Source organism: Mesorhizobium sp. P3_A10 (assembly GCF_056403175.1).
This window is the reverse complement of sequence record NZ_JBFUFZ010000005.1, coordinates 42,185-67,525: the sequence shown is the minus strand read 5'-3', so window position 1 is coordinate 67,525 and position 25,341 is coordinate 42,185. Positions and strand designations below refer to the sequence as shown.

Genomic DNA, 25,341 nt, shown 5'->3' with positions numbered 1-25,341 from the left:
ACGAAATGTCAGCAGCCGATCAAGCGAAAAATCCTGAGCCACGGGTCAAGAGGAATTGATCACCAGTCTCCAACTGTCGCCTGCATCACCGCCAGTGCCGCCACCGCCGCCGTGTCGGCGCGCAGGATGCGCGGCCCGAGCGGAATGGCGGTGACGAAGGGCAGCGCCCGCAGCGTCCTGCGCTCGTCGTCGGAAAAGCCGCCTTCCGGCCCGACCAGCAGTCCGAACTTCCGTTCCCTTAATTCCTGCAGCGCGGGCAGGGGATTGTTGGTCGAGGCATCCTCGTCGCAGAAGATCAGTCGCCGCTCTTTGTCCCAGTTGCCGAGTAGGCGTTCAAATTTTTCCGCTTCGCGCACTTCCGGCACCGCCAGTATGCCGCATTGCTCGGCCGCCTCGACGACATTGGCGCGCAGGCGATCGATGCCGGGTTTTGCCACTTGCGTGTGCTGGGTGATGACTGGTTGCAGGATGCCGGCGCCCATTTCGACCGCCTTCTGCATCAGATAGTCGAGGCGCCCCTGCTTCAGCGGCGCAAAGCAATAGACGAGATCCGGCAGCGGCGGCTGCGGCCGTTGCAGCGTCAGCAGCTTCAGCCGCACCGCTTTCTTCGATTTCGCGGCGATGGCTGCCGACCACTCGCCGTCGCGGCCGTTGAACACCAGGATTTCAGCGCCTTCGCCGAGCCGCAGCACATGCATGAGATAGTGGCTCTGCTGTTGGTCGGCATCGAACTCGATGTCTGGCCCGAGAGCGTCCGGCACGAACAGTCGCTGCATCTTGTAATTGGCGCGCATTGCCGACGAATGGTCGAGCCGGGCGCTGGCGTCAAGCCTTGGCTGTCGAGGACCATACGGGTTGGTAGCCTTGGCCGAGCACGGACAAGGTGGTCGCTGGCGTAAGCACGCGGAGCGGACGGCCGGCAAGGCCATCGAACCCTGCCGGATCGCCATAGCCTTCAAACGACCAGCGCAGGGCCTTGCCGTTGCGCAAGGCATAGACGCTGCCGCCGTCGGCGACCATCGTCCCGTCCGGCAGTCCGGCCAACTCGTCCGCGGCCACGATCGGCGGCCGGCCACCCGACGCCAGCCGCTCCTTGTGCAACCGCTTGTCGACCTGCGGCGCGCGCGGTTCGGCGATGCCGAAAGCTTGGCCGAAGCGGCCGACGAAATCCTTGGCCCGCTCGCGCTGGCAAAAGAAGCAGGGCCGATGCCCGGCGGCGAGCGCCGTGACCTCGTCGAGGAAAAACAGTTCGGTCCAGCCGGGTTTGCCACCCGGTCGGTTGCGGCCCATCGGCACGCGCCGCACATTGCGGAACTTGCAGACGCAAATGATCCAGGCTGGCAAGGCCCAGCGCTTCTTCAACAGCGTCTTGGTTTCAGGATCGTGGATGATGCCGCGATTGCCGGTGAACAGCCCGCGCTCCGATACAGCGTGGATGGCGCCGAACGGATCGACCCGGTTCTGCAGTGGCATAGCTTTCTCCTGGAATGCGCATCTTGGCTGCAAGGCTGGCGTCATGATATCGCTCGCTGCATCATTTTCATGTCAGCAGGTTTTCGATGCGGGTGTTGGTCGTCCAGAACTTCGACAATGAGGGCCTTGGCCAGATTGGTGCGGCACTGGTCGAGGCGGGCGCCGACATCGATCTGCGCCGTCCCTATAAAGGCGACACACTACCGCAAGACAGCGCCGCGCATGACGCCATGGTGATGCTCGGCGGCGCCCAGAACGCACTGGACGATGAACTGTGCCCGTATTTTCCTGAACTGCTCGACCTGACGCGCGATTTCGCCGGCAACGATCGCTCGGTGCTCGGCATCTGCCTCGGCAGCCAGCTGCTGGCCCGCGCCTTTGGCGGTCAGAACCAGATCGGCGGCGCCACCGAATTCGGCTGGCACCAGGTTTCGTTGACGCCGGCGGCAAAGACCGATCCAGTGCTCGCTACGCTGCCTGAAAACTTCCCCATTTTCGAATGGCACGACGACACCTTTGCGCTGCCCGAAAATGCGGTACGGCTGGCCGGCAGCGCTGTCGCCGAGAACCAGGCGTTCCGCATCGGCCGCGCCATCTACGGCTTCCAGTTCCATTTCGAGGCAGACAGCCCGATGGTGCAGGACTGGAGCACGTCCTTCGCACCGCTCATTGCCGAGCGCCACCCCGACTGGAACGATCGGCTTGATGGCGAAATCGCCCGCAATGGACCGGATGCCGATGCCGCCGGCCTCGCCATCGCTCGCGCCTGGGTAGCAACGATCTGACGGCTCGCCCCCCGAACAAATCCCGACTTTCGGGGTTGCGTGGCATTTTTGGCACGCGGCGGTAAATCCGCCGGGGAAAACGCATTTCATCCTTGGATTGTGCTCGCCCGCTGCCCTAGAAGGCACGCGCTTTGCATCGGCAATGCAACCGCGATGAACCTTTTATGTGACCCGCGCGACACACCGCCGATACAGAATCTGCCTACAAGCCTGAAATCTTCGAAACTTTGAGACGAATTCTCCGTTTCAACCCATTGGTAACCGCCTCGTGCACAGATGCAGAAAGCTCAACAAGAGATGACCTCCGTGAAAGCAGCGCTTCTGTCCTTTGTCATGCTGTCCGCCATCGTGCTGTGCGGCCTCGGCATCTATTCCGCCGACGCTGCCAACAACCATCAGGCCGTCGACGGCTACGGCGTCACCGCCGCCCTCCACTAGACCCTTCACCCGTCACCGTCAGGATACGCTTCTCGGCGTCGTCAACGACGAGCGCGGTGAGGTTTCCCGACTGCCAGGCGAGCGTGTCGACATTGACGCGGTTGGCCGTCACTTCGGCCTCCGGCACAAACGTGTGGCCATGCACCACGATCTTCGGATAGAGGCCGGCATGGTTGTGGAAGACATCGCGGATCCAGATCAGGTCCTGCGGGTTCTGCTGCTCTAGCGGGATGCCCGGCCTGATGCCGGCATGGCAAAAGAAGAAATCTCCGAAAACCAGGGAAAACGGCAGCGAGCGCAGGAAGTCGACATGGCTGTGCGGTACCGCCTCGACCAGCGCCGCGTGTCCTCGCGTCACTGTCTCCGCCTTACCGAACCAACTGGCGTCGGCGGTCATTGACACACCATAGGACAATGCCGTTTGGACGCCGCCATAGCGCATGAAAAGCCCGTCTGGATCCGGGCTTCCCAGGAAATCGAGAAAACCGAGGTCGTGGTTGCCGGCCAGCATCAGATGGCGCGGATCGCGTTTCTGCGCGTCGATCAGGAAATCGATGACCCCCTTGGTATCAGGCCCGCGGTCGACATAGTCGCCGAGGTGGATGACGCGCCAGTCTGCCGGCTGGTCCCGTTCGATCTCGCTCTCGATGCGCCTGTGCAGGGCGGCCAGCAGGTCAAGCCGGCCGTGCACATCACCGATCGCGTAAAGCCGCACGCCTTCCGGTCCGCGCGCGTCGAGAAAATGGATGCCGGGCTCCGTCAATGCCTGCGTCGTCTCCGTGGCCGGACCGTCACCGGATCTAGCGGCGAAGCTGATCCTTGCCCATGTCGGTCACCAGACGTTTTCCGCACAGCGCCAGCGTGATGTCCATCTCCTTGCGGATGATTTCCAAGGCTTTGGTAACTCCTTCCTTGCCGAGCGCGCCAAGGCCGTAAAGGAAAGGCCGGCCGATATAGGTGCCCTTGGCGCCGAGGCACAGCGCCTTCAGCACATCCTGGCCTGAGCGGATGCCGCCATCCATATGCACCTCGATCGTGTCGCCCACCGCATCGGCGATCTCTTCCAGCACGCCGATCGACGACGATGCGCCGTCGAGCTGGCGCCCGCCATGGTTGGAAACGATGATCGCGTCGGCGCCGGTCTTGGCCGCCATCAGCGCGTCTTCCTTGTCGAGAATGCCCTTCAGGATCAGCTTGCCGCCCCAGCGTTCCTTGATCCAGGCAACATCTTTCCACGACAGTTGCGGATCGAACTGCTCTGTCGTCCAGGACGACAGCGAAGAGACATCGCCGACACCTTTGGCGTGGCCGACGATGTTGCGGAAGGTGCGGCGCTTGGTGCCGGCTATACCCAGGCACCAGCGCGGCTTGCTGGCCAGGTCGATGATGTTGGCCAGCGTCATCTTGGGGGGCGCCGAAAGCCCGTTGCGGACATCCTTATGCCGTTGGCCGAGGATCTGCAGGTCGAGCGTCAGCACCAGCGCCGAGCACTTTGCCGCCTTCGCCCTGTCGATCAGGTCGAGCACGAAATCCTTGTCGCGCAGCACATAGAGCTGGAACCAGAATGGCTTCTTCGTCACCGAGGCGACATCCTCGATCGAACAGATGCTCATCGTCGACAGGGTGAACGGCACGCCGAATTCCTCGGCCGCCTGCGCCGCCAGCATCTCGCCGTCGGCGTGCTGCATGCCGGTCAGGCCCGTCGGCGCCAGCGCTACCGGCATCGACACCTTCTGGCCGATCATGGTCGTTTCCAGCGAGCGGTTGCTCATATCGACCAGCACGCGCTGGCGGAACTTGATCTTCTGGAAGTCTTCCTCGTTGGCCCGGTAGGTGCTCTCGGTCCAAGCGCCTGAATCGGCATAGTCGAAGAACATCTTCGGCACGCGCCGGCGCGCGAGGTCCTTGAGGTCGGCGATGGTAAGGATGTCGCTCATGATCTTTCCCGCGGGTTCGCTAATTCATTGCCTATGCGCCGTCGCCGGCTTCGGAACGCTGCCTCAGCCTCAACCGTGATACGCGCTGCCAGTCGCCGCTGCGCTCGGCCTCGAGCATCGAGCGCTCGACATAGGAGATGTGGTCCATCGCCGCTTGCCGGGCGGCGGCCGGATCGCCGGCCTTGATCGCGGCGTGGATCGCCCGGTGTTGCGCAAGCAGCGCGTCGCGCGCGCCGGGCACGGTGAACACCAGAAGCCGGTTCTGGAACACGCCTTCCGACAACAGCCGATAGCAGGAGCGCAGCGTATGCAGCAGGATGATGTTGTGCGCGCATTCGCAGATGGCGTGATGAAACTCGACGTCGATCTCCGCCTCATCGTCGAAGTCGCCGGTGCGGTGCGCCGCGTCCATGCGCGCCATGATGCGGTCGAGCAGCGCCAAATCGTCCGCTGTGGCGCGCCGCGCCGCATATTCGGACGCTATCGCCTCGATCTCGCGGCGGTATTCCAGATAGTCGGTTACCGCCTTGCGATGCATCGAGATCAGGTCCGTCACCGGCTTGGTGAACAGCTGGCCGATGACGTCGGCGACATGAGTGCCGCCGCCGGGCCGTGTCGTCAAAAGGCCGCGCCCTTCCAGCGCCTTCAGCGCGTCGCGCAGGATCGGCCGCGACACCTCGAACTGGCGCGCCAGTTCACGCTCGCCGGGCAACCGGTCGCCGGTGCGCAAGACGCCTTCGAGGATCAGGCTCTCGATCTGCTGCACCACCTCGTCGGCAGTGCGGGAATGCTCGATCCTGGAGAAAATATCGCTCAAAACGTGGCGCCCGGAATTTGAATTGGTGCCGCGCAGGATAAAGCCAGCGCGGCCAACTGGTCAAATTATTTATCCAATTTGTCCGATCTGGTCGGCTTCGTCGCCGCCGCCCTATATCGTGTTCGGCTAAACTTGCAGTTTGCGTCCTCCGGCGATTGCCTCTAGAGGGACGCCATTGCACGAAGGGTTCAAAGAGCCCGGGGGACCAGCCGTGTCAGACGACCCGTCCAATCTCGAATTCCAGCCGCGCACCAAGGGCAGCGTGATGGGTTTTCCGGCGCATGAGGGGCGACCCGGTGCGCTTGGCGAAGTGCATGCCCGGCCGCACCCGCTGATCGAAAAGCCGCGCGTGCTGGTGCAACTCGCCTTCATGACCGAAGGCGGCTCCGGCGTCGACCAGGCTGTGCTTTCCGAACTGTCGCGACGTCTCGGCATTGCCGCGCCCGACCGTCAGGCTCGCCACCACGCCATGAAATGGGGCAAGGGTTCGCTGCGCTGGGAGCGGCACACCGAATTCTCGACCTATCTGTGGGAAGGCCCGCTGTCGGAAAGCGGCAGGACGCCGGAGGACTCGCCTTTCGGCAACGGGTTTTCGCCGCCGGGAACGGTGATCTCCGGCATCCGGCTCGAAATCCGCCGATGGACGCAGGCGAGCGAAAAGCTCATCGCCGGCTTCGACCCGACCAGCCTGTGCTATTCGCTGGTCGAGCGCGGCAATGCCGCAATCGTCACCGATTTTCGCCAGGACGGCGACGGCCTGACCCGCATGCTGGTGCTCGATCGCGGCCTGACGCCGGCGCGTACCGGCGCGCTGTCGCAGCGGCTGATCGACATCGAAACCTACCGCACGCTGGCCATGCTTGGCCTGCCGCTGGCGCTGACCCTGTCCGGGCGCGCCCGCCGCATCGAGGACAGGCTTGCCCAGACGACGCTGGAAATGAAGGTCGCCGAGACCCGTGACAGCCAGACTTTGCTGGCCGACCTGACCGAGCTTGCCGCGGAACTGGAGGCCGACGCCGCCTCCAGTCTCTACCGTTTCGGCGCCAGCCGCGCCTATGACGGCATCGTCGTCGAGCGGCTGGAAGCGCTCGAGGAAGAGGCCGTGCCCGGCTACGACACCTGGGGCGGCTTCCTGCAGCGCCGCGTCGCGCCGGCCATGCGCACCTGCCGTTCGGTAGAGGAGCGCCAGGCCAATCTGTCGCGCAAGCTCACCCGCGCCACCACGCTGCTGCGCACTTGGGTCGATGTCGAGGTCGAGAAGCAGAACCGCGACCTGCTGGCCTCGATGAACAACCGCGCCCGCCTGCAATTGCGCCTGCAGCAGACCGTGGAAGGCCTTTCGGTGGCTGCCGTCTCCTACTATGTCGTCGGCCTGATCAGCTATGTCGCCAAGGGCGCCTCGATCTTCGGCCATGCCTTTGCGCCGGAAGTCGTCACCGCCGCCTCGGTGCCGCTCGCCCTGTTGCTCGTCTGGTGGGCCGTGCGCCGCGTCCGCCGCATGCACTCCGAGCCCGGCAAGCAGCCGGGCGAGTAAAGCCTCTAAAGAGAACCTTGGCCGCACGGTGTTCGCGGCAGATTGCCGCTGCGGAAGGCCGCCTGGGCTCCGGTTCGCGACTTTTGACCAAAGCAGGGTTTGCAACAGACGTCTCTCGCTGGTAAAGGATTTTTACCAGTCGAGCGAAGGAGGCTGTTGATGTCCGGCCTTGCCATGCCCAAGCCAGACGATGCCACGACGCGCCGGCGCGACGAGATCGTCGCCGATATGCGCATCATCGTGCCGGGCGAAGGCGTCGTCGACGCGACCAATGAAATGCGCGCCTTCGAGAGCGACGGCCTCACCGCCTATCGGCAATTGCCGCTGGTCGTGGTGCTGCCGCAAACCGTGGCGCAGGTCTCACGCGTGCTGAAATATTGTAACGACCGCAACATCCGCGTCGTGCCACGCGGCTCCGGCACCTCTTTGTCCGGCGGCGCGCTGCCGCTTGAAGACGCCGTGCTCATCGTCATGAGCCGCTTCAACCGCATCCTCGCGATCGATTTTCCCAACCGCATCGTCGTCGCCCAGCCGGGCGTCACCAATCTCGGCATCACCACCGCCGTCGAGCAGGAGGGCTTTTACTACGCCCCCGATCCATCCTCCCAGATCGCCTGCTCGATCGGCGGCAACGTCGCGGAAAACTCCGGCGGCGTGCACTGCCTGAAATACGGCCTCACCGCCAACAATGTGCTCGGCATTGAGATGGTGCTGATGAACGGTGAGGTGATCCGCCTCGGCGGTAGTCATCTGGACTCGGAAGGCTACGACCTGCTCGGTGTCATGACCGGCTCTGAAGGCCTGCTCGGCGTCGTCACCGAAGTCACCGTGCGCATCCTGAAGAAGCCGGAGACGGCCCGCGCGCTGCTGATCGGCTTTCCCACCAGCGAGCAGGGCGGCCAGTGCGTCGCCGACATCATCGGCGCCGGCATCATTCCAGGCGGCATGGAGATGATGGACCGGCCGGCGATCCACGCCGCCGAGGATTTCGTCCATGCCGGCTATCCCCTCGATGTCGAGGCGCTGCTGATCGTCGAGCTGGATGGACCGGGCGTCGAGGTCGACCACCTGATCGGCCTCGTCGAGGCGATCGCCTATCGCAACGGCTCGACCACCTGCCGCATCTCGCAGTCGGAACAGGAGCGGCTGAGCTTCTGGGCTGGCCGCAAGGCGGCTTTCCCGGCGGTCGGCCGCATATCGCCCGACTATTACTGTATGGACGGCACCATCCCGCGCAAGGAACTGCCGCGCGTGCTCGCCGGCATGCGCGAACTCTCGGAAAAATACGGGCTCGGCGTCGCCAATGTCTTCCACGCCGGCGACGGCAATCTGCACCCGCTGATCCTCTACGATGCCAACGTGCCCGGCGAACTCGACAAGGCGGAAAGTTTCGGCGCGGACATTCTGCGGCTCTGCGTCAAGGTTGGCGGCGTACTGACTGGCGAGCACGGCGTCGGCGTCGAAAAGCGCGACCTGATGCCGGAAATGTTCAACCAGATCGACCTCGACCAACAAATGCGCGTCAAATGCGCCTTCGACCCCAACCATCTGCTCAACCCGGGCAAGGTCTTCCCGCAATTGCGTCGTTGCGCCGAACTTGGACGGATGCATGTGCACCGGGGGCAAGTGGCGTTTCCTGACATTCCGAGGTTTTGATGGGGATGACAAAGAAGCCAGCCGCGCCAGCTTTCCCATTGTCCAAGATCATTAGTGATCGCCTTGCCGATACGCGGCTGGCTGGCAATTGGAGATACGGACCTGATCCAAAGCCGATTGTCTCTCCACCGTCTTTGCGCCGCATGGGTGCTTTGCTGTGGGTATTGACGGAGCGTTACAGTGAAGTGGGGATGGTGGTCGGAAGCTCTCGCTGTCCGCCATATACGCCTGACCTGCAATCCTTGGTGCACCTCGGCTTGCTGACGTTGAAGCGTGAGTTTCCTGGGAGAAACGTGCTCAGAATCTCGGCGTCGGGTCGAACTAGATTGGGCCAATTAAAGGTGTCGGAGGCGGACAAACTTTGGGTTCTGCGTGCCATCGGCGAAGGCGCGCTACGATGAAAGCGCAGGAACAGTACGTCGCTTCGAGGTTTTGAGCAGAGATGTTGGCGCTTGAACACCCCCCTCTGTCCTGCCGGACATCTCCCCCTCAAGGGGGGAGATCGGATGTTGCCTCGGCTTTCGCCAATCTCCAGCGCTGCCAGAAAGGCGAGGCGCTGAAGCTGCCAATCTCCCCCCTCGAGGGGGAGATGTCCGGCAGGACAGAGGGGGGCGCGGAGGAACGCTGCGTTTCCGCATTTGCAAATGGCGCGTCCGCCCCATGACCACCTTCACCCCCACAACCTCAGCCGAGGTCCTCTCCACCGTCGCCTGGGCGGCGGCGGAAGAATCGCCGCTTGAAATCCTCGGCCACGGCTCCAAGCGCGGCATCGGCCGCCCGCAGCAGAGCGAACACGCGCTCGACCTGTCGAAGCTCACCGGCGTCACGCTTTACGAACCCGCCGAACTGGTGCTGTCGGCAAAAGCCGGCACGCCATTGGCCGAGATCGAAAGCCTGCTGGCGCAGAACGGCCAGCAACTCGCCTTCGAGCCGATGGATTACGGCCCGCTGCTCGGCGGTATCAAGGGAAAAGGCACCATCGGCGGCGCCCTGGCCACCAACCTGTCCGGCCCGCGCCGGCTGAAGGCGGGAGCCGCGCGGGACCATATCCTTGGCATCAATGCCGTCTCCGGCCGCGGCGAGGACTTCAAGTCCGGCGGCCGCGTCGTCAAGAACGTCACCGGCTACGATTTGTCGAAACTGATGGCCAACAGCTGGGGCACGCTGGCCGTGTTCACCGACGTCACTTTCAAGGTGCTGCCGGCAGCGGAGACCGAAGTCACGCTCGCCATCCGCGGCCTGCTCGATGATGCTGCAGCCGCCGCCATGGCCCTGGCGCTCGGCTCCAGTGCCGAAGTGTCGAGCGCCGCCCACCTGCCGGAACGTGTCGCCGCCCGGGTTGCCGGCGGCGGCCTCGGCAGCGATGCCGCGACACTGCTGCGCGTCGAGGGTTTTGGTCCGTCGGTCGCCTACCGCATCGCCGCGCTAAAGACCCTGCTGAAAAACGCCGGCCCGTTGCAGGAGATTGCGGGCGAAGCCTCGTATGCACTCTGGCGCGATATCAGGGATTGCGCACCGTTCGCCGACGGCAGCGAAAAGCCGGTCTGGCGCGTCTCCATGGCGCCGTCGCAGGCACACCAGATGGTGTTGACGCTGCGCATGCAGATTGGCGTCAGCGCCTTCTACGACTGGCAGGGCGGGTTGGTTTGGCTGCGCATGGAAGAAGGCGATCCCGAGGCGAGCCTGCTGCGCGGGTTGATCAGAAAGCATGGTGGCGGCCATGCGACGCTGGTGCGCGCCGCCCCTTCGCATCGCGCCGCCGTGCCGGTGTTCGAGCCGCAGGCGCCGCATCTGGCGGCCCTGTCGGCGCGGCTCAAGGCCGAATTCGACCCCAAGCACATCCTCAATCCCGGGCGCATGGGCTCAGGCTCTGCTACTCTCACGCCGACAACGGAGGGAAGAGCACCATGAGCAATCCAGGCCCGAATACACCGACACCGCGCCAGACCGATCGCTGGCTGGAGCCGGGCTCGACCAACGCGCTGGTCATCTACATCCTCTATCTTGCCAGCCTCGTCATCGGCGTCACCGGCATAGTCGGCCTCGTGCTGGCCTACATCAACCGCGGCAAGGCGGGCGGCATCGTCGAGAGCCACTACACATTCCTGATCCGCACCTTCTGGATCGGCCTGCTCTACGCGCTGATCGCGGTGGTGCTGATCTTCCTGGTGATCGGCTTCCTGCTGATGTTCGCGGTCGCCGTCTGGTTCATCGCCCGCTGCATCCTCGGCATCCAGGCGCTGCAGCGCGGCGAGCCGATCAAGAAACCGCAAAGCTGGCTACTCGGTTCATAAGGGGATGGGTATGTGGGAGGCAATAGCAAGTTTAGCGTGGCCGTTGCTTGCGGCCATTGTGATATACAAGCTCTGGCCAATAATAAACGATATATTGAGAAAAGACGGAACAACGATCAAAGTTGGTAGTCTTGAAATATCGGTATCAGACGCAACTCGCGCAATCGGCAAAGATGTTGCTGATATTCAAGAAAGGCTGTCAAGCATTGAAGCAAGGATCGGTGACGCGTCGGACGTAAAACGTCCCGAAGTTCCGCGAGAACAAGAAGAACAAAAGAAGCGGCTTCTTTGGGTCGATGATTTCCCTTCGAATAATGCGTTTATCGTCGAGCATCTGCGGGAAAAAGGTATCGACGTTGAGATATCGCTGAGCACGGAAGACGCCTTGAAAAGGCTAGAGCATAGGTCATATCCGGCTATCGTCACTGATCTAGGAAGAATAGAGAATGGTGTGGACAACCCGTTTGCTGGGTTGGATCTGATAGAAAGAATTAGAGGAAAGGGGAGTAAGGTTCCTATTTTGGTGTTCGCAGGACAAAGGGGGATTCAAAATACACAAAAGTTAACGTCAGCGGGGGCCGAAAACGTTACTTCGTCAGGGGTGGACGTTATGACATTTATCGAAAAGTACGTTAGCTGATCTTCCGATGCAAACCTCGTTCACCCCCGCCCAGCTTGCCGATCCTGATGTCGCGGAATCGGAGAAGATCCTGCGCAAATGCGTGCATTGCGGCTTCTGCACCGCCACCTGCCCGACCTATGTGACGCTCGGCAACGAACTGGATTCGCCGCGCGGGCGGATTTATCTGATCAAGGACATGCTGGAGAACGGCCGGCCGGCCGACAAGCAGATCGTCACCCATATCGACCGCTGCCTGTCCTGCCTCGCCTGCATGACCACCTGCCCGTCGGGCGTCAACTACATGCATCTGGTCGACCACGCCCGCGCCCATATCGAGGAGACCTACAGGCGCCCGCTGCTGGACCGGCTGACGCGCGCCATGCTCGCCCTTGTCTTGCCTTATCCCACGCGCTTTCGCGCCGCGCTGAAACTGGCGAAACTGGGCAAGCCGTTCATCGGCCTGTTTGAAAAGCTCCCGGCTCTGAAGCCGCTCGGCGCGATGCTCAGGCTTGCTCCGGTTTCGATCCCGGCGGCCTCGCCGATGGCATCTCCCGGCATTCATGCCGGGCAAGGGGCGAAAAAGGGCCGCGTCGCCATCCTCACCGGCTGCGCGCAATCGGTGCTCGATCCCGCCATCAACGACACGACGATTGCATTGCTGACCCGGCTTGGCGTCGAGGTCGTGGTGCCCAAGGGCGAAGGCTGCTGCGGCGCGCTGGTGCATCACATGGGACGCGAGGAAGCAGCCCTCGCCTCGGCCAGGCAGAATGTCGACGCCTGGACGCGCGCCATCGAACAGGGCGGGCTGGATGCCATCGTCATCACCGCGTCGGGCTGCGGCACCACCATCAAGGACTATGGCTTCATGCTGCGCCTCGATCCGGCCTATGTCGACAAGGCGGCGCGGGTCTCGGCGCTGGCCAAGGACATCACCGAATATCTGGCAAGCCTCGACCTGCCGGAGCCGGTGCGCAAGCCGGGCACGGTGGTTGCCTATCACTCGGCCTGTTCGATGCAGCACGGCCAGAAGATCACCCGCCAGCCGAAGGAGCTTTTGCAGAAAGCCGGCTTCGTCGTGCGCGAGCCGCGCGAGGGCCATCTGTGCTGCGGTTCGGCCGGCACCTACAACATCCTGCAGTCCGAGATTTCGGCACAGCTGCGCGACCGCAAGGTGAAAAATATCGAGGCCACGGGTGCGCAAATCGTCGCCACAGGCAACATAGGCTGCATCACCCAGATCGCCTCGGCGGCGAAGCTGCCGGTGGTGCACACGATCAAACTGCTCGACTGGGCCTATGGCGGCCCGAAGCCGGAGGGTGTTTCGGAAGCAGAGCTCGTCGCGGCGGAGTAGCGCTCTTATTCGGCCGCCAGCCTGTCCACCACGCCATAGGTCGCCTGATAGCGTGCCCGCTGCCGGCTGAGCGCCACCATCGTATTGCGCAGCAGGATCGCCACGGTGATCGGGCCGACGCCGCCCGGCACCGGCGTGATCCACGACGCGACGTGCCTGACGCTCTCGGTGTCGACATCGCCGACGATACGGCTGGTCCCGTCAGGCCCGATCTCGGCATTGATGCCGATATCGATGACGGCGGCACCCGGCTTGACCATGTCGGCCTTGATCAGGCGCGGCTTGCCCACGGCGACGAACAGCGCGTCGGCGCGGCGCGCATGTGCGGCGACCGAGCGTGTCATGTGGTGGCACACCGTCACTGTCGCGCCTTCGCTCATCAAAAGGAAGGCGATCGGCTTGCCGACGATCTCGGAATGGCCGACGACCACGACCTCGAGCCCCTTGAGGTCGAGCCCGGTTTCCTTCAGCAGTTCGACCGAAGCCGCCGCTGTGCAAGGGGCGAGGTCGAGCTGGTTGTAGACGATGTTGCCGATCGAGGCCGGATGCATGCCCTCGACATCCTTCAGCGGATGCACTGCCGCCTGCAGCGTCCTGACCGGGATATGTGCCGGCACCGGCCGCTGGATGATGATGCCGGTGACGCGCGGATCGGCGTTGAGGCCATGGATCGCCGCTTCCAGTTCGCCGGCGGTGATGTCGGCGGCAAACCGCCTTTCCTCGAAACCGATGCCGGCCAGCTCCGCCTTGGCGCGTTGGTTGCGCACATAGACGCCGACCGCCGCGGTGTCACCGACGGTGATCGACACCAGCTTGGGCGGAAAACCCTCGGCGGTGGCGATCGCCGCATCCTCGCGCACCGCAGCGATGATGCGCTGGGCGACCGGGCCGCCCTTGAGATAGCGGCTGTCGTCGGACAGGGACATGGAAGAACCTCTGGAAGCGTTGCCGCCGACATAGCAAAAGAACAAGGCGGCAGGCAGTGCGAAAGCGAAGTGCTCTACGCGGCCTGATGGCGCAGGCCCGCTTCACCGGAACTTGCCTCACCGGAAACAGAAAGGGCAGCGCGGTTTCCCGCGCTGCCCTTTCGTGACTGACCGCATCCCCACACGGCCCGTCCCCCGTTAACTCGTTGCCAATTCTAAGCAGACTCCCAAAAGCGCGCTATGACTTGAGTGCAACAGCACGCGCTAAAAACTACTCAGCGCTGCCTAACCGGCTGATTCGCACTAACTATATCACCACCACGGTGGTTCCGACATTGACTCTTTCGTAAAGGTCAACCACGTCCTCATTGCGCATGCGGATGCAGCCCGAAGAAACCGCGCCGCCGATCGTCCACGGCTGGTTGGTGCCATGGATGCGATACTCCGTCGTGCCGATATAGAGCGCGCGCGCGCCAAGCGGATTCTCCTCGCCGCCGGCCAGATAGGTTGGGAGATAGCGCCCCTTGGCCGCCTCTCGCGAAATCATCTCCGCCGGCGGACGCCAGTCCGGCCAGACGCGCTTGTTGGTGATCTTGTGCGTGCCCGACCATTCGAAGCCCGGCTTGCCGGTGCCGACGCCATAACGCCGCGCCCTGCCGTTCTTCTCGACCAGATAGAGGAAATTCTGCGTCGTATCGATGACGATCGTGCCCGGCTTCTGCGTGCCGTCATAGGCAACTTCCTGCGGCAAATAGATCGGGTTGATCTGCGGGCGCATGACCATGCGCTTGGCCGGCGCCTGAACGGCGGCAGTGCGCACCTGATCGGGTTGCGCCTGTTGTGCATAACGAAGCCGCGGCTGCTGCTGCACCACTTGCCGGTTCTGCCGCACGATGCCGGGCGCCCGGCCAAGCTGCAGCACCCAGGGCGCCGAAAGGTCGGGGCTCACCATCACCGGCGGCCTCTCGGCATAGCGGTCGCCGGCACTGGAGGACGTGACGCCGGCGGCAAGTATGGCCGCGGCACCGAACAGGGAAATCAGCACTGTCTTCATCGGAACGCACCTTGATCGTCGAACATTTTCGGGGTGGAAAGCCTCCCCGGTTCGCCGAACATTGGCGGCAAGCAGCAACCGAAACATGAATCGGAATGCGTAAAATGCGGTTCTGTCAGTAAACCTTTTGGTGTGGTTACCGGCGGGTTCAGGAATCTGGTAAAGCCGGAGTAAACCGGCGCGAACGCTGTTAACGAACGGAATTTTGGCGATGGAGAATGAAAAACCCGGCCTGATCGTTGGCCCCGACGGTGTCGCGCGCTGCTTCTGGCACGGCAATCTGCCGGACTATCTGCATTACCACGACCATGAATGGGGCCGGCCGGTCGTCGACGATCGCCGGCTGTTCGAAAAGATCTGCCTCGAAGGCTTTCAGTCCGGCCTGTCCTGGCTGACCATCTTGCGCAAGCGCGAGAACTTTCGCGAGGCCTTCGCCAATTTCGAGTTCGACAAGGTTGCCGCCTTCACCGACGAGGATGTCGAGCGCCTGCTCGGCAATGCCGGCATCATCCGCCACCGCGGCAAGATCGTCTCCACCATCAACAACGCCAAACGCGCGCGTGAGATGGTGGATGAGTTCGGCTCGCTGGCCGCCTGGTTCTGGAAGTTCGAACCCGGCCCGGCCGAGCGGCCGGAGATCGTCGACCTCGCCCATCTGCGCGCCAACCCGACAACGGCGGTCTCGGTCAGGATTTCAAAGGAGTTGAAGAAGCGCGGCTGGAGCTTTGTCGGCCCGACCACCGTCTACGCCTTCATGCAGGCCATGGGCCTGGTCAACGACCATCTGGAGGGGTGTGTGTGCCGCGACAGGGTGGAGAAGGAACGCAGGGCGTTCAAGCGGCCGAAATGAGTTAGGTGCCGCTGGCGCCGGTGAGGAAAAGCCCGGCGACAATGGCCGCCAGTGCTGCGAAGGCCGGATAGATTACCAGCAGGCCGGTTATCAGCGCGTCGCGCAGCGTGGAGTTTGTGCGCTCGTCCGCGGCAACCTCAAACGGACCCGCCATCTGGCTTGCAGTTCGCGGTGCATGGCCATCGGCCGGCCGCAGCCGAACCGGCAGCGTGCGGGCGTCGATGCTCTCTGAATATCTTTCCGTGGCCATGGCCCCGAACCCCTTGTTTCCGCGCGCTTTATCAGCTGCGATTGTGTCGGCACGATGCCGCACCGATGGCGGAATTGTTTCCTTTTCGGTGTGGTTTGTTTCGGCCAGGCCTTAAACCTTTCCAAACTCCTAACCACAGCAATTGGCGTTTACGTCTTCAGCCGTTTGGCGCTGCCCCTCATCGCCCTGCCGGGCACTTCTCCCCGTATAGCGACGGGGAGAAGGACGCTGTCATTGCCGGTTTCGCCAATCGCCAACGCTGGGGCAATGGTGCCGGCGTTGAAGCTGCTCCCTTCTCCCCGTCACTATACGGGGAGAAGGTGCCGGCAGGCGGATGAGGGGCGGCGCGGCATTTACGAAACTATCGAACTGTTCCAGGCACCCTACGGACAGGGCTGCTAACCCTTGCCGCACCAAGCGGCATCGGCTAGGACACGCCCGCCGTGGAAAGCGGTAATTTGCCACCACGAAAAACCGAGTACCCATCCCATGGCCGACAAATCGGAAAAGACGAAAGCGCGGCTGCCGCGCGGGTTTGCCGACCGCAGCGCCGAAGACATCCGTGCCGTCGAGAAGATGATGGCGACGATCCGCTCGGTCTATGAACTCTACGGTTTCGAACCGGCCGACCAGCCGTTGATCGAATACACCGACGCGCTCGGAAAATTCCTGCCCGACCAGGACCGGCCGAACGAAGGCGTGTTCTCGTTCCAGGACGACGATGAGCAGTGGCTGTCGCTGCGCTACGACCTGACCGCGCCGACGGCGCGCTTTGTCGCCGAGAATTTTGAGCGCCTGCCCAAACCCTATCGCAGCTATCGCTCCGGCTGGGTGTTCCGCAACGAAAAGCCCGGCCCCGGCCGCTTCCGCCAGTTCATGCAGTTCGACGCCGACACGATCGGCACGCCGGGCGTCGCGGCGGATGCCGAGATGGCGATGATGATGGCCGACGTGATGGAAGCGCTTGGCATCAAGCGCGGCGACTATGTCATCCGCGTCAACAACCGCAAGGTGCTGGACGGCGTGCTCGAGGCTATTGGCCTTGGCGGTGAGGGAAATGCCGGCCGCCGGCTGACGGTGCTGCGCGCCATCGACAAGCTGGACAAGCTCGGGCCGGAAGGCGTGAGACTGCTGCTTGGTCCGGGCCGCTGGGATGGCGGCAAGGAGGGCGAAGGCGACTTCGCCAAGGGCGCTGGGCTGAATGACGGCCAAGCCGAGGCAGTCCTTCTCGCGACCGCGAAGAATGCACAAGCTGGCCAGGATTCCGGCGTCAGCGAGAACGCGACCTACCAGGAAGGCGTCAGCGAGCTCTCGACGATCGAAGCCTTGGTCAGGGCCGCAGGATACGCCGAAGACCGTATTGCCATGGACCGCTCGGTGGTGCGTGGCCTGGAATATTACACCGGCCCGGTCTTCGAGGCCGAGCTTCTCGCCGAGATCCCCAACGACGAAGGCCAGATCGTGCGCTTCGGCTCGGTCGGCGGCGGCGGCCGTTATGACGGGCTGGTCTCGCGCTTTCGTGGCGAGCCGGTGCCGGCGACCGGTTTTTCCATCGGCGTCTCCCGCCTGATGACGGCGCTGAAGAACCTCGGCAAGCTCGATACATCCGATGTCATCGCGCCGGTCGTTGTGCTGGTCATGGACAAGGACACCGAAAGCCTCGGCCGCTACCAGAAGATGGTTGGCGAGCTGCGTGCCGCCGGCATCCGCTCCGAAATGTATCTCGGCGGCGCCGGCATGAAGGCGCAGCTGAAATACGCCGACCGCCGCGGCAGCCCGGTCGCCATCATCCAGGGCGGCGACGAGCGCGCGAAGGGTGAGTTGCAGATCAAGGATCTGATCGAGGGCGCCCGCATGTCGGCCGAGATTACCGACAACGCCGAATGGCGGGCGGCGCGGCCGGCTCAGGTGACTGTGGCGGAAGGTGAGCTGGTCGCCGAGGTGAAGAAGATTTTGGCGGCGCAGGCCGAGGAGCGGGCACGTGGCAGATAAAGGCCGCGATCCTTCGCGCCCCCCTCTGTCCTGCCGGACATCTCGCCCACAAGGGGGGAGATTGGCTGCTTCGCCCGTCTCGCTTTTCTTGCAGCGTAGACAATTGGCGAAAGCCATCGCGATATTCGATCTCCCCCCAAGTGGGGGAGATGTCCGGCAGGACAGAGGGGGGCGCCGTAGAGCGCCGACCTCCGCACGCTGTCCAACACCCCTCATCCGTCTTGGCGCTGCGCGCCGATCCACCCCCGGGGCGAGCCGCGGGTCTCGCCCGTCCTTCGGACCCCACAAGGGGAGAAGGGAAGGTGGTGCTTCATGACCTCCCGCTACCCCGCAATATCAGCCGACATCACCAACCTCTTCGCCGCGCGCAACACACACGCGGTCGAGGTGGCGGTGCTGCAGCCGGCCGATCCGTTCCTCGACATGGCCGGCGAGGATCTGCGCCGCCGTATCTTCCTCACCGAAAGCGAGACCGGCCAGACATTGTGCCTGCGGCCAGAATTCACTATCCCCGTCTGCCTCGATCACATCAGCTCGCAGGCCGGCACGCCGCGCCGCTATTCCTATCTTGGCGAGGTGTTTCGCCAGCGCCGCGAGGGCGGCAATGAATTTTTTCAGGCTGGCATCGAGGACCTCGGCGACCGCGACACCGCGCAGGCCGACGCGCGCTCGCTGGCCGATGCGCATGCGCTACTGTCGCTGGTGCTGCCGGATCAGTCCCTGAAAATCACGCTTGGCGACCAGACCATCTTCGAAGCTGTGCTCGCTGCGCTCGGCCTGCCGCGCGGCTGGCGCATGCGTCTTGCCCGCGCCTTCGGCTCGGCGCCGATGCTGGAGGCAGCGCTTGCCGATCTCGCAAACCCGCCGCGCAACGGCCAGCTCTCCGGCCCGGTCGCAGCGCTGGTCCTTGACGGCGATCTCGAAGGCCTTTCCACGCACATTGCCGGCGGCATGGAAGAAGCCGGGCTACCTGCGTCCGCCGGGCGCTCGCCATCCGACATTGCGCGGCGGCTGATCGAAAAGGCCGAGCTGCGCAGCGTGCGTCTGTCGAACGAGGCATTTTCGGCACTGAAGAATTTTCTGGCGATCGACGTTCCACTCGATGGCGCAGCAAATGCGCTTGAAACCTTCGCAGCCAGCGCCGGTCTTTCGCTGGGCGCGGCGCTCGACAATTTCGCCGCTCGTGCCAAAGCCATCGAAGCATTGGGCCTGCCTATCAGGACAATCCGCTACGACGCCGCCTTCGGCCGTCCGCTGGATTACTACACCGGCATCGTCTTCGAGATCGCGGCTGAGAATGGCGAGCGGCCGCTGGCCGGCGGTGGCCGCTATGACAGGCTGCTGACGCTGCTCGGCGCCAAAACGCCGATCCCCGGTGTCGGCTTTTCCGTCTGGCTCGACCGCATCGAAGCGCTGCGGGAGAAGGCTTGATGATCACGCTGGCGATCCCGTCGAAAGGCCGGCTCAAAGAGCAGGCGCTGGAGGTTCTGGCCAAGGCCGGGCTGGCCGTCAGCCTGCCCGGCGACGAGCGCAAATACCGCGCCCGCATCGAAGGCACTGAGAGCATCGAGGTGGCTTTCCTGTCGGCATCCGAGATCGCCGGCGAGATCGGCCAGGGCACTGTCGATCTCGGCATCACTGGCGAGGACCTGTTGCGCGAAAATCTTGCCGACTGGGAGGCGCGCGCCGAAATCGTCGCCCATCTCGGTTTCGGCAATGCCGATGTGGTCGTGGCGGTGCCCGACATCTGGCTCGACGTCGATACGATGGCCGATCTCGACGATGTGGCCGCCGATTTCCGCCAGCGCCACGGCAGGCGGCTGCGCATCGCCACCAAATACTGGCGGCTGACCCAGCAATTCTTTTCGCTGAAACACGGCATCCAGGTCTACCGCATCGTCGAAAGCCTGGGCGCCACCGAAGGCGCGCCGGCCGCCGGCCTTGCCGACGTCATCGTCGACATCACCACGTCAGGCTCGACGCTGCGCGCCAACCATCTCAAGGTGCTGGCCGACGGCGTTGTGTTGCGGTCGCAGGCTTGCCTTGTCGCGTCGAGGAAGACGCGTGCTGCGGCGGATGAAGCGATGCTGCGCGACATCGCGGCCAAGATGGCGGGCCTCGTCAAGTAGAGCCCCAGTACCATCGACGGGATTTCCACCGCCCCGGCAGGCTGATAGGCTCGGCGCGTCGGTGGAGGAGATGGCGATGGCGATCAATCTCGACGAGTTGAAGAATGCCACCAATTTGCGTGGTCGCGGCCTGCGCAATGGCGGTACCTTCGTCGCGCCGCTCGACAGCAGGGCGCATGTCTCGGGCGAGCGCACCGTGCCGCTGCTGCACCAGACCATCCCCGCGTTGTTTTCCGACACCGTCAGCAAATACGCTACGCAGGACGCCGCCGTCTTCGTCGACCAGGACAAGCGCTTCACCTGGAGCGAACTGTCGGACACCGTCGATACGCTGGCCGCCGGCTTCCTGGCGCTTGGTCTCGAAAAAGGCGACCGCGTCGGCATCTGGTCACCCAACCGCTGGGAGTGGCTGGTCACCCAATTTGCCACTGCTCGCATCGGCCTGATCCTGGTCAACATTAACCCGGCCTACCGGCTGACTGAACTGGAATATGCGCTGAACAAGGTCGGCTGCAAGGCACTAGTCACCGCCGCCAAATTCAAGACCTCCGACTATCTCGGTATGATCGAGACGCTGGCGCCGGAGATCGCCACCACCACACCGGGCAAGCTCAAGGCGAAGAAATTGCCGGCGCTGAAAATCGTCATCCGCATGGGCGATGAGAACTCGCCCGGCATGTTCAATTTCGCCGACGTGCTGGCCATGGCCGGGCGCGACGAGCATGACAGCCTCGACCGCATCTCCGAGGGGCTGAAGCCGGGCGAGGCCATCAACATCCAGTTCACCTCCGGCACGACAGGCGCGCCCAAGGGCGCGACGCTGACCCACAACAACATCGTCAACAACGGCAATTTCGTCACCTCGGCAATCAAGCTCACCGTCGACGACCGGCTCTGCATCCCGGTGCCGCTCTATCATTGCTTCGGCATGTCGATGGGCACGATGGGCTGCGTCACCAAAGGCGCCACCATGGTTTTCCCGGGCGAGGGGTTTGACTCCGGCGCGACGCTGAAGGCCGTTGCGCAGGAACGCTGCACCGCTCTCTACGGCGTGCCGACCATGTTCGTCGCTCTGCTCGACCATGCGGATTTCGGCTCCTTCGATCTCTCCAGCCTGCGCACCGGCATCATGGCGGGATCGCCGTGCCCCATCGAGGTGATGAAGAAGGTAGTGTCGCTGATGCACATGTCGGAGGTGACCATCGCCTACGGCATGACCGAAACCAGCCCGGTGTCGTTCCAGAGCGGCGTCGACGATCCGCTGGAAAAGCGCGTCTCGACCGTCGGGCGCATCCATCCTTATGTCGAGGTCAAGGCCATCGATGCCGATGGCGCCACCGTCGCGGTCGGCGCGGCGGGCGAGCTGTGCACACGTGGCTATTCGGTGATGAAGGGCTATTGGGACGACGAGGAAAAGACCCGCGAGGCGATCGACTCAGACGGCTGGATGCACACCGGCGATCTCGCCACCATCGACGCCGAGGGCTATTGCAACATCGTCGGTCGGGTCAAGGACATGGTCATCCGCGGCGGCGAGAACGTCTATCCGCGCGAGGTGGAAGAATTCCTCTATCGCCATCCCAAGATCAAGGAAGTGCAGGTGTTCGGCATTCCCGACGCCAAATATGGCGAGGAGCTGTGCGCCTGGATCGTGCTCAGGCCCGGCCAGATCGCCACCGAGCAGGAGATCAAAAACTTCTGCGCCGGCCAGATCGCCCACTACAAGATCCCGCGCTACATCCGCTTTCGCACAGAATTGCCGATGACGGTGACCGGCAAGCCGCAGAAGTTCCTGATGCGCAACGCCATGGTCGAGGAGCTTGGCCTTGTGGTGCAGAAGACGGCTTGAGGGTGGGGCGCTCCGGTTTTGTCCCTGCGCTGAATGCGGCCAGGGTCGCCATCGCCATGATATTGTTGCTCCCCATAGCCTTTCCTCAAGGCTCGCAGAAACGCAAAGGGCGTGAATGAGCGGTTTCGCACGATCGGCGACGTCCTATGCGATGCCCTTGGCCGCCTTGGCGATGGCCGTTGCGGTCAGAGCCAGCGGGCTGTCGGTAGACGTAGGTTCGCCGAGCGTCAGAATCCTTGTCGGAGCGCTTTCGAGTGCGATTATGTTCGTCACTATTTTCGTCGTGCTCGACCACGCCGAAGCCGTCGCCCACCGTGTCGGGGAGCCCTACGGCACGTTGGTATTGACCTTTGCGGTGACGGCAATTGAAGTGTCGATCATCGTTTCCATGATGCTGCATGGAGAGAACAACCCGACACTCGCCCGTGAGTCTGTCTTCTCAACGGTGATGATTACATCCACCGGCGTTGTCGGCCTGTGTCTCGCGCTTGGCGGTTGGCGTCATCGCAAGCAGGTGATTGTCCGGCAAGGGACCAGCGCATATCTGGCGGTTCTGATCGCACTGACCGTGATGACGCTTATTCTACCGACCTACACGCGAACGACGGATCCCGGCACCTTTTCGGCGGCTCAACTCGGATTTGTGAGCGTACTTTCAGTCCTGCTTTATGCAGCTTTTGTCTTCGCGCAGACTGTCCGGCACCGGGACGACTTCATAGAAGGACAGGGGCATGATGTTTCGATCCGAACTGCCTCCCACGAAAGCATTACTGCCAGCGCTCTGCTCCTGTTGATCGGGCTGATCGGTATTGTCATGCTCGCCGAGCAAGTCGCCGCAGGTGTCGAAGATGCGCTCGTTACCTATCAGGTGACCCAGGCCGACGCTATTGTGGGGGCATTGATCGCGGGGTTGGTTTTGATGCCGGAGGCCATTTCGGCGGTTCGTGCTTCACTCAACAATGAGCTGCAGCGCGGCTTGAACGTTGCGATGGGTTCGGCTTGCGCGACCATCGGTTTGACAATACCGGCGGTCGCGGCCGCAAGCCTGCTGACGGGAAGAGGGTTGACCCTGGGGCTCCCGGAAACCGACACAGTGCTTTTGATTTTGGCGCTTTTCATATGCAACGTAAGCTTCAGCACTGACAGAACGACATTCTTGACCGGAATGGTGCATCTTGTAGTGTTTTTTACTTATGTTTTTCTGATATTTGTGCCGTGAAAGCTTTGTTACAGGGTAGCGATCAGCTGCAGGGATGAGGCAACCGCTATCGTGGCGCTGCTTCCTGGGATTGGCGACACGCATAAGATTTTTGGCCCCCATGTCACACTGGCGGCTCCTGGCTCGTCATGGTCTCGCAACCATCAGAAGGAAGCCAATCATGACTGTCAGACTTGAACCCTTTGCCGCCGCCCCTTCGCTGATGAACGAATGGCAACGCACATCGATCGCCATTGCCGCCAGCCTCGACCCGGGCCTAGCCGAGCTGGTGGAGATTCGCGCCTCCCAGATCAATGGCTGCGCCAACTGCATCAACATGCACACGACCTATGCCCGCGAGAGGGGAGAAACCGAGCAGCGCATCTACTTGCTGTCGGCTTGGCGCGAGGCACCCTGCTACACCGATCGCGAACGGGCAGCCCTGGGCTGGACCGAAGCGCTGACGCGGATCTGCGAAGGCCACACCCATGTCGCCGCCTATGAGGCGCTGAAAGCCCACTTCAGCGAGGAAGAGCAGGTGCAACTGACCTTGATGATCAACATCATCAATGGCTGGAACCGCATCGCGATCGGCTTCGGCGGCTGGGCCGATCCGGCAGCGGTGAAGGCTGCCTCCAGGGCGCTTACCGCCCAGGCGGTTACCGCCAAGGCGGCCGCGGCTTGACGGCGAAGCCAACAGCTGGGGACGCAGCGGCGGCGTTTGATCCGCTGCGTCCAAAACTCATGCGCGTCGCCTACCGCATGCTCGGCTCCGTCGCCGACGCCGAGGATATGGTGCAGGAGGCCTTCATCCGCTGGATGAGGGCCGACCGCGCGGCGGTGCGCGAGCCTGAGGCGTTCCTGCGCCGCACGCTGACCCGCCTCTGTCTCGACCAGCTCAAATCCGCGCGGCGCCAGCGCGAGACCTATATCGGTCCCTGGCTTCCCGATCCGGTCGTCGAAGAGGACGAGGTGGACGACGTCACCTTGCCGCTGATGCTAGTGCTGGAGCGTCTGTCTCCACTCGAGCGCGCGGCCTTCCTGCTGCACGATGTGTTCGGCCTCGGTTTCGAGGAGGTGGCGGAAACCATCCAGCGCGACCCTGCCGCCTGTCGCCAGCTCGCCGCCCGCGCGCGCAGCCATGTGCGCGACGCCCGGCCGCGTTTCCAGATGGAACGGCAACGCAGCCTGGCACTTGCCGAGGCGTTTTTCGCGGCGTCGCGCAGCGGCGACATGCAGGCGCTTGGCAGCATGCTGGCGGCCGATGTCAGCGCCCATGCCGATGGCGGCGGCAAGCGCCCGGCCGCGACAGAGGCGATCCTCGGCTTCGATGCCGTCCTCAAGCAATACGCCTACATAGCGAGCCGGATTCCGAAGGACGGCTCAAAGCTTGTTCGCGTCGGTTTCGTCAACGGACTGCCCGGCTTCGTCAGCCTGGAAGCAGACGGCGAACTGCAGACCACGGCGCTCGAGATCGAGGACGGAAAGGTCGCGGCGATCTATGTGGTGCGCAATCCGGACAAGCTGCGGCATCTGCATTAGCTGGCGCGGCCGTGTCGGCCCGGCTGGCCGAGCGCCTGCTTGTCGCGCATCGACTTGATCTGACCCTAAAGCGACCTTCAACGATCAGGATAGAAAGTCCGGAATGACTGGAAACCTGCCGTTCCTTCGATCAGCTTGAATGGTGTGGATGGCCAATAATCGCTTACTCTCTAAATGCGAGACAAACCCAGACTTTAAAGTTATCTTGCGTTATTCGTACCTTATCTGCGGAGTTCTCGATGACCGAGGAGCAGAAGCTTGCGCTCGACGTCTTACGCTACGAGTTAAACTACCGGCGCGAAAAGCAATGGAATATCTTCGCTTGGATTGCCACCATCCTTGTAGCGGTGATCGGAGGCATTGTGGCGGGCAAAAACCACTGGGAATTCGATGTCTGCCAAAAGGGTATCATGATCTCCGCCCTTGTCGTAATCGCTATATACGCTTGCACATGGGTGCGTGAAAACATGGATCTTGAAGAAAAAGCGAGAAATAAGGTCGCTTCTTATCTGAATAGTGAAGAAATTTTGCCTAAGCCGCGGCAGTTTAAACTGGGATACAATGGCACAATCTTGCTACTTTTACTGGGCGCGCTCGGTGTGATTTTGATCTCGTAACGTGCATCCGGCCCGAGTGCGGCAAGC

The 25,341-nt window shown here is 63.0% G+C and carries 25 protein-coding genes; 17 read left to right on the top strand and 8 right to left on the bottom strand.

The genetic code is table 11. From position 1 onward, the window contains the following. Positions 1-59: 59 nt before the first annotated feature. Both AC1DXU_RS19795 and AC1DXU_RS19790 read right to left on the bottom strand, forming a co-directional pair. Positions 60-794 carry a 16S rRNA (uracil(1498)-N(3))-methyltransferase gene (locus AC1DXU_RS19795; RefSeq protein WP_477371718.1) on the bottom strand — a complete coding sequence of 245 codons (735 nt, stop codon included), beginning with the start codon at positions 792-794 and terminating at the stop codon, positions 60-62. A 31-nt stretch (positions 795-825) separates the two neighbouring features. Continuing rightward, positions 826-1,473 carry a hypothetical protein gene (locus AC1DXU_RS19790; protein WP_477371716.1) on the bottom strand — a complete coding sequence of 216 codons (648 nt, stop codon included), beginning with the start codon at positions 1,471-1,473 and terminating at the stop codon, positions 826-828. An 86-nt stretch (positions 1,474-1,559) separates the two neighbouring features. On the opposite strand from AC1DXU_RS19790, the gene AC1DXU_RS19785 reads away from it, so the two are divergent. Together AC1DXU_RS19785 and AC1DXU_RS19780 are read left to right on the top strand one after the other, a co-directional pair. Beyond that, on the top strand, positions 1,560-2,258 hold the full coding sequence (locus AC1DXU_RS19785; RefSeq protein ID WP_477371715.1) for a type 1 glutamine amidotransferase: 699 nt from the start codon (positions 1,560-1,562) through the stop codon (positions 2,256-2,258). A gap of 306 nt (positions 2,259-2,564) precedes the next feature. After that, positions 2,565-2,696 (top strand): hypothetical protein, encoded by a 132-nt coding sequence (locus AC1DXU_RS19780; protein ID WP_477311917.1) that lies wholly within the window; start codon positions 2,565-2,567, stop codon positions 2,694-2,696. Here the strand turns inward: AC1DXU_RS19780 and AC1DXU_RS19775 are convergent. Genes AC1DXU_RS19775 through AC1DXU_RS19765 form a run of 3 tightly spaced genes read right to left on the bottom strand, consistent with a single transcriptional unit; the run spans position 2,677 to position 5,450 of the window. Further along, entirely contained in the window at positions 2,677-3,459 is a 783-nt protein-coding gene (locus AC1DXU_RS19775) for a metallophosphoesterase (RefSeq protein WP_477371713.1), read from the bottom strand. The genes AC1DXU_RS19780 and AC1DXU_RS19775 overlap by 20 nt on opposite strands. 37 nt (positions 3,460-3,496) lie before the next feature. Continuing rightward, positions 3,497-4,633 (bottom strand): alpha-hydroxy acid oxidase, encoded by a 1,137-nt coding sequence (locus tag AC1DXU_RS19770; RefSeq protein WP_477371711.1) that lies wholly within the window; start codon positions 4,631-4,633, stop codon positions 3,497-3,499. Between the two features lie 31 nt (positions 4,634-4,664). Further along, positions 4,665-5,450: an FCD domain-containing protein gene (locus AC1DXU_RS19765; RefSeq protein WP_477371709.1), complete on the bottom strand. Its 786-nt coding sequence runs from the start codon at positions 5,448-5,450 to the stop codon at positions 4,665-4,667. A 211-nt stretch (positions 5,451-5,661) separates the two neighbouring features. Here AC1DXU_RS19765 and AC1DXU_RS19760 point away from each other — a divergent pair, with 211 nt between their 5' ends. The 6 genes from AC1DXU_RS19760 to glcF all read left to right on the top strand — a co-directional run bounded on the left by AC1DXU_RS19760 (position 5,662) and on the right by glcF (position 12,907). Further along, a complete protein-coding gene (locus AC1DXU_RS19760) occupies positions 5,662-6,984 on the top strand; it encodes a DUF3422 family protein (RefSeq protein WP_477371707.1) in 1,323 nt (440 codons plus the stop codon). Positions 6,985-7,143: 159 nt separating this feature from the next. Continuing rightward, entirely contained in the window at positions 7,144-8,640 is a 1,497-nt protein-coding gene (locus AC1DXU_RS19755) for an FAD-linked oxidase C-terminal domain-containing protein (protein WP_477371706.1), read from the top strand. Between the two features lie 660 nt (positions 8,641-9,300). Then, positions 9,301-10,551: an FAD-binding protein gene (locus AC1DXU_RS19750; RefSeq protein WP_477371704.1), complete on the top strand. Its 1,251-nt coding sequence runs from the start codon at positions 9,301-9,303 to the stop codon at positions 10,549-10,551. Then, positions 10,548-10,934 (top strand): DUF4870 family protein, encoded by a 387-nt coding sequence (locus AC1DXU_RS19745; RefSeq protein WP_477371702.1) that lies wholly within the window; start codon positions 10,548-10,550, stop codon positions 10,932-10,934. Before AC1DXU_RS19750 ends, AC1DXU_RS19745 begins: the two co-directional genes overlap by 4 nt. Positions 10,935-10,944: 10 nt before the next feature. Next, positions 10,945-11,574 (top strand): response regulator, encoded by a 630-nt coding sequence (locus AC1DXU_RS19740; protein ID WP_477371701.1) that lies wholly within the window; start codon positions 10,945-10,947, stop codon positions 11,572-11,574. Positions 11,575-11,581: 7 nt separating this feature from the next. Continuing rightward, the gene (glcF, locus tag AC1DXU_RS19735) at positions 11,582-12,907 is read left to right on the top strand and encodes a glycolate oxidase subunit GlcF (protein WP_477371699.1); all 1,326 of its coding nucleotides are present in this window, start codon (positions 11,582-11,584) and stop codon (positions 12,905-12,907) included. A gap of 5 nt (positions 12,908-12,912) precedes the next feature. Here the strand turns inward: glcF and AC1DXU_RS19730 are convergent, their stop codons facing one another. Beyond that, positions 12,913-13,833 (bottom strand): bifunctional 5,10-methylenetetrahydrofolate dehydrogenase/5,10-methenyltetrahydrofolate cyclohydrolase, encoded by a 921-nt coding sequence (locus tag AC1DXU_RS19730; RefSeq protein ID WP_477311839.1) that lies wholly within the window; start codon positions 13,831-13,833, stop codon positions 12,913-12,915. Between the two features lie 307 nt (positions 13,834-14,140). Continuing rightward, on the bottom strand, positions 14,141-14,887 hold the full coding sequence (locus tag AC1DXU_RS19725; protein ID WP_477371697.1) for a L,D-transpeptidase: 747 nt from the start codon (positions 14,885-14,887) through the stop codon (positions 14,141-14,143). Between the two features lie 211 nt (positions 14,888-15,098). On the opposite strand from AC1DXU_RS19725, the gene AC1DXU_RS19720 reads away from it, so the two are divergent. After that, positions 15,099-15,737 carry a DNA-3-methyladenine glycosylase I gene (locus AC1DXU_RS19720; RefSeq protein WP_477371695.1) on the top strand — a complete coding sequence of 213 codons (639 nt, stop codon included), beginning with the start codon at positions 15,099-15,101 and terminating at the stop codon, positions 15,735-15,737. A gap of 1 nt (position 15,738) precedes the next feature. Here AC1DXU_RS19720 and AC1DXU_RS19715 read toward each other — a convergent pair whose 3' ends face one another. After that, positions 15,739-15,987 (bottom strand): hypothetical protein, encoded by a 249-nt coding sequence (locus AC1DXU_RS19715; protein ID WP_477371693.1) that lies wholly within the window; start codon positions 15,985-15,987, stop codon positions 15,739-15,741. 489 nt (positions 15,988-16,476) lie between these two features. On the opposite strand from AC1DXU_RS19715, the gene hisS reads away from it, so the two are divergent. The 8 genes from hisS to AC1DXU_RS19675 all read left to right on the top strand — a co-directional run bounded on the left by hisS (position 16,477) and on the right by AC1DXU_RS19675 (position 25,314). Beyond that, positions 16,477-17,979: a histidine--tRNA ligase gene (gene hisS, locus AC1DXU_RS19710; protein ID WP_477371691.1), complete on the top strand. Its 1,503-nt coding sequence runs from the start codon at positions 16,477-16,479 to the stop codon at positions 17,977-17,979. Between the two features lie 312 nt (positions 17,980-18,291). Continuing rightward, complete coding sequence (locus AC1DXU_RS19705; protein ID WP_477371689.1) at positions 18,292-19,410, top strand: ATP phosphoribosyltransferase regulatory subunit; 1,119 nt, start codon at positions 18,292-18,294, stop codon at positions 19,408-19,410. Next, entirely contained in the window at positions 19,410-20,108 is a 699-nt protein-coding gene (hisG, locus tag AC1DXU_RS19700; RefSeq protein WP_477371688.1) for an ATP phosphoribosyltransferase, read from the top strand. Before AC1DXU_RS19705 ends, hisG begins: the two co-directional genes overlap by 1 nt. 76 nt (positions 20,109-20,184) lie before the next feature. Further along, positions 20,185-21,957, top strand: coding sequence for an AMP-binding protein (locus AC1DXU_RS19695; protein ID WP_477371686.1), 1,773 nt, complete (start codon positions 20,185-20,187; stop codon positions 21,955-21,957). Between the two features lie 115 nt (positions 21,958-22,072). Further along, positions 22,073-23,176: a calcium:cation antiporter gene (locus AC1DXU_RS19690; RefSeq protein ID WP_477371684.1), complete on the top strand. Its 1,104-nt coding sequence runs from the start codon at positions 22,073-22,075 to the stop codon at positions 23,174-23,176. A 160-nt stretch (positions 23,177-23,336) separates the two neighbouring features. After that, the gene (locus AC1DXU_RS19685; RefSeq protein WP_477371682.1) at positions 23,337-23,840 is read left to right on the top strand and encodes a carboxymuconolactone decarboxylase family protein; all 504 of its coding nucleotides are present in this window, start codon (positions 23,337-23,339) and stop codon (positions 23,838-23,840) included. Continuing rightward, positions 23,837-24,697 carry a sigma-70 family RNA polymerase sigma factor gene (locus AC1DXU_RS19680; protein WP_477371680.1) on the top strand — a complete coding sequence of 287 codons (861 nt, stop codon included), beginning with the start codon at positions 23,837-23,839 and terminating at the stop codon, positions 24,695-24,697. Before AC1DXU_RS19685 ends, AC1DXU_RS19680 begins: the two co-directional genes overlap by 4 nt. A 239-nt stretch (positions 24,698-24,936) precedes the next feature. Next, complete coding sequence (locus AC1DXU_RS19675) at positions 24,937-25,314, top strand: hypothetical protein (RefSeq protein ID WP_477371678.1); 378 nt, start codon at positions 24,937-24,939, stop codon at positions 25,312-25,314. Positions 25,315-25,341: the final 27 nt, after the last annotated feature.